A 6,674-nucleotide genomic window follows, 5' to 3' on the forward strand; every position below is an offset into this window, starting at 1 on the left:
TTTGAGGAATAATGATGAAAAAAATCGCAATCACCTGCGCATTACTCTCCGGCTTTGTGGTGAGCAGCGTATGGGCGGATGCCGCCAGCGATCTGAAAAGCCGTCTGGATAAAGTCAGCAGCTTCCATGCCAGCTTTACACAAAAAGTGACTGACGGCAGCGGCGCCGCCGTTCAGGAAGGCCAGGGCGACTTATGGGTTAAGCGTCCTAATCTGTTTAACTGGCATATGACGCAGCCCGACGAGAGCATTCTGGTCTCTGACGGGAAAACGCTATGGTTCTTTAACCCGTTTGTCGAGCAGGCAACGGCGACCTGGTTAAAAGATGCGACGGGCAATACGCCGTTTATGCTGATAGCCCGCAACCAGACCAGCGACTGGCAGCAGTACAACATCAAACAAAATGGCGATGACTTTGTGCTGACGCCAAAAAGCAGCAGCGGTAACCTGAAGCAGTTCACCATTAATGTGGGTCGTGACGGGACTATTCATCAGTTCAGCGCAGTGGAACAAGACGATCAGCGCAGCAGCTATCAGCTGAAATCTCAGCAGAATAGCGCTGTCGATGCATCAAAATTTACCTTTACTCCGCCGCAAGGTGTAACGGTAGACGACCAACGTAAGTAGAGGCGCATGAGTGAGCAATCTGTCGCTCGATTTTTCTGATAATACCTTTCAGCCACTGGCCGCGCGTATGCGGCCAGAAAATTTAGCGCAGTATATTGGTCAGCAGCATCTGCTGGCTGCGGGTAAGCCTTTGCCTCGTGCAATTGAGGCCGGGCACCTGCACTCGATGATTTTGTGGGGGCCGCCCGGTACGGGCAAAACCACGCTGGCCGAAGTGATTGCCCGCTATGCCAATGCTGACGTCGAACGCATTTCCGCCGTGACTTCTGGCGTAAAAGAGATCCGTGAAGCCATTGAACGCGCCCGCCAGAACCGTAATGCCGGGCGCCGCACTATTCTGTTTGTCGATGAAGTCCATCGCTTCAACAAGAGCCAGCAGGATGCGTTTCTGCCGCATATCGAAGACGGCACGATTACGTTTATTGGCGCGACGACCGAAAACCCGTCCTTCGAGCTGAACTCGGCTTTGCTGTCACGCGCCCGCGTCTATCTCCTCAAATCCTTAACGACTGAAGATATTGAGCAGGTGCTGAATCAGGCGATGGATGACAAAGCGCGTGGTTATGGCGGCCAGGATATCGTTCTGCCGGACGAGACGCGCCGGGCGATCGCTGAACTGGTGAACGGAGATGCGCGTCGGGCGTTAAATACGCTGGAAATGATGGCAGATATGGCGGAAGTGGATGACAGCGGTAAGCGAGTATTATTGCCCGCATTACTGACCGAAATCGCCGGGGAGCGCAGCGCGCGCTTTGATAATAAAGGCGACCGCTTTTACGATCTCATCTCCGCATTGCATAAATCGGTGCGTGGCAGCGCCCCGGACGCGGCGCTTTACTGGTATGCCCGGATCATTACCGCTGGCGGCGACCCGCTGTATGTCGCCCGACGTTGCCTGGCGATTGCTTCTGAAGACGTCGGCAATGCCGATCCTCGCGCAATGCAGGTGGCGATTTCTGCGTGGGATTGCTTTACCCGTGTTGGCCCTGCGGAAGGGGAACGGGCGATAGCCCAGGCGATTGTTTATCTGGCCTGTGCGCCGAAAAGTAACGCGGTTTATACCGCGTTCAAAGCGGCGCTGGCCGATGCCCGTGAACGCCCGGATTATGATGTGCCTGTGCATCTGCGCAATGCGCCGACGAAACTGATGAAAGAAATGGGCTATGGCCAGGAATACCGCTACGCGCATGATGAGCCAAACGCCTACGCCGCAGGCGAGGTTTATTTCCCGCCGGAAATAGCGCAAACACGCTATTATCATCCCACAAACAGGGGTCTTGAAGGCAAGATTGGCGAAAAGCTCGCCTGGCTGGCTGAACAGGATCAAAATAGCCCCACAAAACGCTACCGTTAGCGCGATCGTTGCGGTAATGTTGGCACTGTATCCCTGTGACTGCAGGCTGTGGTCACGTTTCCTATTTTAATTCGATAAGCACAGGATAAGCATGCTCGATCCCAATCTGCTGCGTAATGAGCCAGACGCAGTCGCTGAAAAACTGGCACGCCGGGGCTTTAAGCTGGATGTAGATAAGCTGCGCGCTCTTGAAGAGCGTCGTAAAGTTTTGCAGGTCAACACGGAAAACCTGCAAGCAGAGCGTAACTCTCGATCGAAATCCATCGGCCAGGCGAAAGCGCGCGGGGAAGATATCGAGCCTTTACGTCTGGAAGTGAACAAGCTGGGCGAAGAGCTGGATGCGGCAAAAGCTGAGCTGGAGAGCTTACAGGCTGAAATTCGCGATATCGCGCTGACCATTCCTAACTTACCGGCTGATGATGTACCGGTAGGTAAAGATGAAAACGACAACGTTGAAGTCAGCCGTTGGGGAACCCCGCGTGAGTTTGATTTCGACGTCCGCGATCATGTGACGCTGGGTGAAATGCACGCTGGTCTCGACTTCGCGGCTGCGGTTAAACTGACCGGTTCTCGTTTTGTGGTAATGAAAGGGCAGATTGCCCGTATGCACCGCGCGCTGTCGCAGTTCATGCTGGATCTGCACACTGAACAGCATGGTTACAGTGAAAACTACGTGCCGTATCTGGTGAACCACGACACGCTGTACGGTACAGGGCAGTTGCCGAAATTTGCGGGCGATCTGTTCCATACTCGTCCGCTGGAAGAAGAGGCTGACAGCAGCAACTATGCGCTGATCCCGACGGCGGAAGTGCCGCTGACTAACCTGGTGCGTGATGAAATCATCGACGAAGATGCGCTGCCGATCAAAATGACTGCGCATACGCCATGCTTCCGTTCTGAAGCGGGTTCTTACGGTCGTGACACGCGCGGTCTGATCCGTATGCACCAGTTCGATAAAGTTGAGATGGTGCAGATTGTGCGTCCAGAAGAGTCAATGGATGCGCTGGAAGAGATGACCGGCCATGCTGAGAAAGTGCTTCAGTTGCTGGGTCTGCCGTACCGTAAAATCGTTCTGTGTACCGGTGACATGGGCTTTGGCGCATGTAAAACCTACGATCTCGAAGTATGGATCCCGGCGCAGAACACTTACCGTGAAATCTCTTCCTGCTCGAACGTATGGGATTTCCAGGCGCGTCGTATGCAGGCACGCTGCCGCAGTAAGTCCGACAAGAAAACCCGTCTGGTTCATACTCTGAACGGTTCCGGTCTGGCGGTTGGGCGTACTTTAGTTGCCGTGATGGAAAACTACCAGCAGGCTGATGGCCGCATCGAAGTTCCAGAAGTATTACGTCCGTATATGAACGGGCTGGAATATATCGGTTAATCCCCGCTCCTCTCTGCTTAAAAAGCGCCTCCGGGCGCTTTTTTTTATGCCTGTTTGACACCGGACAAGAATGGTTACCCCTTTGGGGGTAATACTACCTTCGAATGAAGATTAGCATTTATCGCTGATTTTTCTCATATTCATTATATACAAAACTATATATCGATTTATTCGTTATATAAATAACTACATAACGAAGTGTCTGGCTTTTATCAATCGTGAGCAAGCAAAGTGAGTCATCATGAAAACGAATATCCCCGATGCTGTACTGGCAGCTGAGGTAACTCGTCGAGGCCTGGTAAAAACGACAGCAATAGGCGGGCTGGCAATCGCCAGTAGCGCATTGACTCTGCCATTTACCCGGATCGCCAATGCGGCTGACGCTATCAGCCCCAGCGCATCCAGCGAAAAAATTATCTGGAGCGCTTGCACCGTTAACTGTGGAAGCCGCTGCCCGCTGCGCATGCATGTGGTGGACGGTGAAATCAAATATGTTGAAACGGACAATACGGGCGATGATAACTATGACGGTCTGCATCAGATTCGCGCCTGTCTGCGCGGGCGTTCTATGCGCCGCCGGGTTTATAACCCCGATCGTCTGAAATATCCAATGAAGCGCGTTGGCAAGCGTGGTGAAGGTAAGTTTGAGCGCATCAGCTGGGACGAAGCCTATGACATTATCACCACCAATATGCAGCGTCTTATCAAAGACTATGGCAACGAATCCATCTATTTAAACTATGGTACGGGTACGCTTGGCGGCACGATGACGCGCTCCTGGCCGCCAGGAAAAACACTGGTTGCCCGGCTGATGAACTGCTGCGGCGGTTACCTCAACCACTACGGCGATTACTCATCCGCGCAAATTGCCGCCGGGTTAAATTACACCTACGGCGGCTGGGCGGACGGCAATAGTCCTTCCGACATTGAAAATAGTAAGCTGGTTGTGCTGTTTGGTAACAATCCGGGGGAAACCCGTATGAGCGGCGGAGGGGTAACCTATTACCTCGAACAGGCACGGCAAAAATCAAACGCGCGGATGATTATTATCGATCCGCGTTATACCGATACCGGCGCGGGTCGTGAGGATGAGTGGATTCCGATTCGCCCGGGTACGGATGCGGCGCTGGTAAATGCGCTGGCATACGTCATGATCACCGAAGATATGGTCGATCAGCCGTTCCTCGACAAATACTGTGTGGGTTATGACGAAAAAACCTTACCCGCCAGCGCGCCGAAAAATGGTCACTACAAAGCCTATATTCTGGGGCAGGGTAGAGACGGTATTGCGAAGACGCCAGAGTGGGCGTCGCAGATCACCGGTATCCCGGCGGCGCGCATTGTAAAACTGGCGCGTGAAATCGGTAGCGCCAAACCCGCTTACATCAGCCAGGGCTGGGGGCCGCAGCGTCATGCCAACGGCGAAATCGTTACTCGCGCAATCTCTATGCTGGCGATCCTGACCGGCAACGTCGGCATTAACGGCGGCAACAGCGGTGCGCGTGAGGGATCTTACGATTTGCCGTTTGAGCGTATGCCAACGCTGGAAAACCCGGTCGAGACCAGCATTTCGATGTTCTTATGGACCGATGCCATTGAGCGCGGACCGGAAATGACAGCGCTGCGTGATGGGGTTCGCGGCAAAGATAAACTCGACGTTCCCATCAAGATGATCTGGAACTATGCCGGTAACTGCCTGATTAACCAGCATTCCGAAATTAACCGCACGCATGAAATTTTGCAGGATGATAAGAAGTGCGAAATGATCGTCGTTATCGACTGTCATATGACCTCTTCAGCGAAATATGCCGATATTCTGCTGCCGGACTGCACCGCTTCTGAGCAGATGGACTTCGCGCTGGATGCCTCCTGCGGGAACATGTCCTACGTTATTTTCACCGACCAGGCCATTAAACCGCGCTTTGAGTGCAAGACTATCTATCAGATGACCAGCGAGCTGGCGAAGCGTCTCGGCGTGGAGCAGCAGTTTACCGAAGGGCGTACGCAAGAAGAGTGGATGCGTCATCTGTACGAACAGTCGCGTCAGGCGATTCCCGAACTGCCGACATTCGAAGCATTCCGCAAGCAGGGCATCTTTAAGCAGCGCGACCCTGAAGGTCATCACGTTGCCTATAAAGCGTTCCGTGACGATCCGCAGGCTAACCCGCTGACAACGCCGTCGGGCAAAATCGAGATCTATTCGCAGGCGCTGGCAGAGATTGCGGCAACCTGGGAACTGCCGGAAGGCGATGTGATCGATCCGTTGCCGATCTATACGCCGGGCTTCGAAAACTACAGCGATCCGTTGACCAAAGACTATCCGTTGCAATTAACGGGCTTCCACTACAAATCTCGCGTGCACTCTACCTATGGCAACGTGGACGTTCTGAAAGCTTCCTGCCGCCAGGAGATGTGGATTAACCCGATGGACGCGCAAAAACGCGGCATTAGCAACGGCGACAAAGTGCGTATCTTCAACGGTCGCGGCGAGTTGCATATTGAGGCGAAAGTGACGCCGCGCATGATGCCGGGTGTCGTTGCGTTGGGCGAAGGCGCCTGGTATGACCCGGATGCAAAACGCGTGGATCAGGGGGGATGTATTAACGTCCTGACGACCCAGCGTCCTTCTCCTCTCGCTAAGGGGAATCCGTCCCATACGAACCTCGTTCAGGTTGAGAAGGTATAAGGAGTAACCGATGACAACCCAATATGGATTTTTTATTGACTCCAGTCGTTGCACCGGTTGCAAAACCTGCGAACTGGCCTGCAAAGACTACAAAGATTTAACCCCGGACGTCAGCTTCCGCCGCATCTATGAATATGCGGGCGGCGACTGGCAGGAGGATAACGGCGTCTGGCACCAGAATGTCTTTGCCTACTATCTTTCCATTTCCTGCAACCACTGCGAAGACCCGGCCTGCACGAAAGTGTGCCCGAGCGGCGCGATGCACAAACGCGAGGACGGCTTTGTGGTAGTGGATGAGGACGTCTGCATCGGCTGTCGCTACTGCCATATGGCCTGCCCGTACGGTGCGCCGCAGTATAACGCCGCCAAAGGCCACATGACCAAATGCGACGGCTGTCATGACCGCGTTGCCGACGGCAAAAAACCGATCTGCGTCGAGTCCTGCCCGCTGCGCGCGCTGGACTTTGGCCCGATAGAAGAACTGCGGAAGAAACATGGCACGCTGGCGGCCGTTGCGCCGCTGCCGGGCGCGCACTTCACCAGACCGAACATTGTGATTAAACCCAACGCCAACAGCCGCCCGACCGGGGATACCACGGGTTATCTGGCAAATCCGAAGGAGGT

General features: G+C 54.1%; 5 protein-coding genes. All 5 read left to right on the plus strand.

The features are described 5' to 3' along the window. The first annotated feature begins 14 nt into the window (after window positions 1–14). Complete coding sequence (lolA, locus tag OGX84_RS19730) at window positions 15–626, plus strand: outer membrane lipoprotein periplasmic chaperone LolA (protein ID WP_047457794.1); 612 nt, start codon at window positions 15–17, stop codon at window positions 624–626. Between the two features lie 10 nt (window positions 627–636). Continuing rightward, on the plus strand, window positions 637–1,980 hold the full coding sequence (gene rarA, locus OGX84_RS19735; protein ID WP_024130481.1) for a replication-associated recombination protein RarA: 1,344 nt from the start codon (window positions 637–639) through the stop codon (window positions 1,978–1,980). Between the two features lie 91 nt (window positions 1,981–2,071). Then, window positions 2,072–3,364 carry a serine--tRNA ligase gene (gene serS / locus OGX84_RS19740; protein WP_012133033.1) on the plus strand — a complete coding sequence of 431 codons (1,293 nt, stop codon included), beginning with the start codon at window positions 2,072–2,074 and terminating at the stop codon, window positions 3,362–3,364. A gap of 241 nt (window positions 3,365–3,605) precedes the next feature. Then, the gene (dmsA, locus tag OGX84_RS19745) at window positions 3,606–6,050 is read left to right on the plus strand and encodes a dimethylsulfoxide reductase subunit A (protein WP_047457787.1); all 2,445 of its coding nucleotides are present in this window, start codon (window positions 3,606–3,608) and stop codon (window positions 6,048–6,050) included. Window positions 6,051–6,060: 10 nt separating this feature from the next. Beyond that, window positions 6,061–6,674, plus strand: a 614-nt coding sequence (locus OGX84_RS19750; RefSeq protein ID WP_012132456.1) for a dimethylsulfoxide reductase iron-sulfur subunit DmsB, incomplete at its 3' end; no start/stop codon positions are given.

Source organism: Citrobacter sp. CK202 (assembly GCF_030333225.1).
Classification (GTDB): domain Bacteria; phylum Pseudomonadota; class Gammaproteobacteria; order Enterobacterales; family Enterobacteriaceae; genus Citrobacter_B; species Citrobacter_B koseri.

What these genes read in the sequence shown, in the direction of transcription:
- lolA (WP_047457794.1), top strand. Translation starts at nt 15, where the DNA reads ATGAAAAAAATCGCAATCACCTGCGCATTACTCTCCGGCTTTGTGGTG.
- serS (WP_012133033.1), top strand. Translation starts at nt 2,072, where the DNA reads ATGCTCGATCCCAATCTGCTGCGTAATGAGCCAGACGCAGTCGCTGAA.
- dmsA (WP_047457787.1), top strand. Translation starts at nt 3,606, where the DNA reads ATGAAAACGAATATCCCCGATGCTGTACTGGCAGCTGAGGTAACTCGT.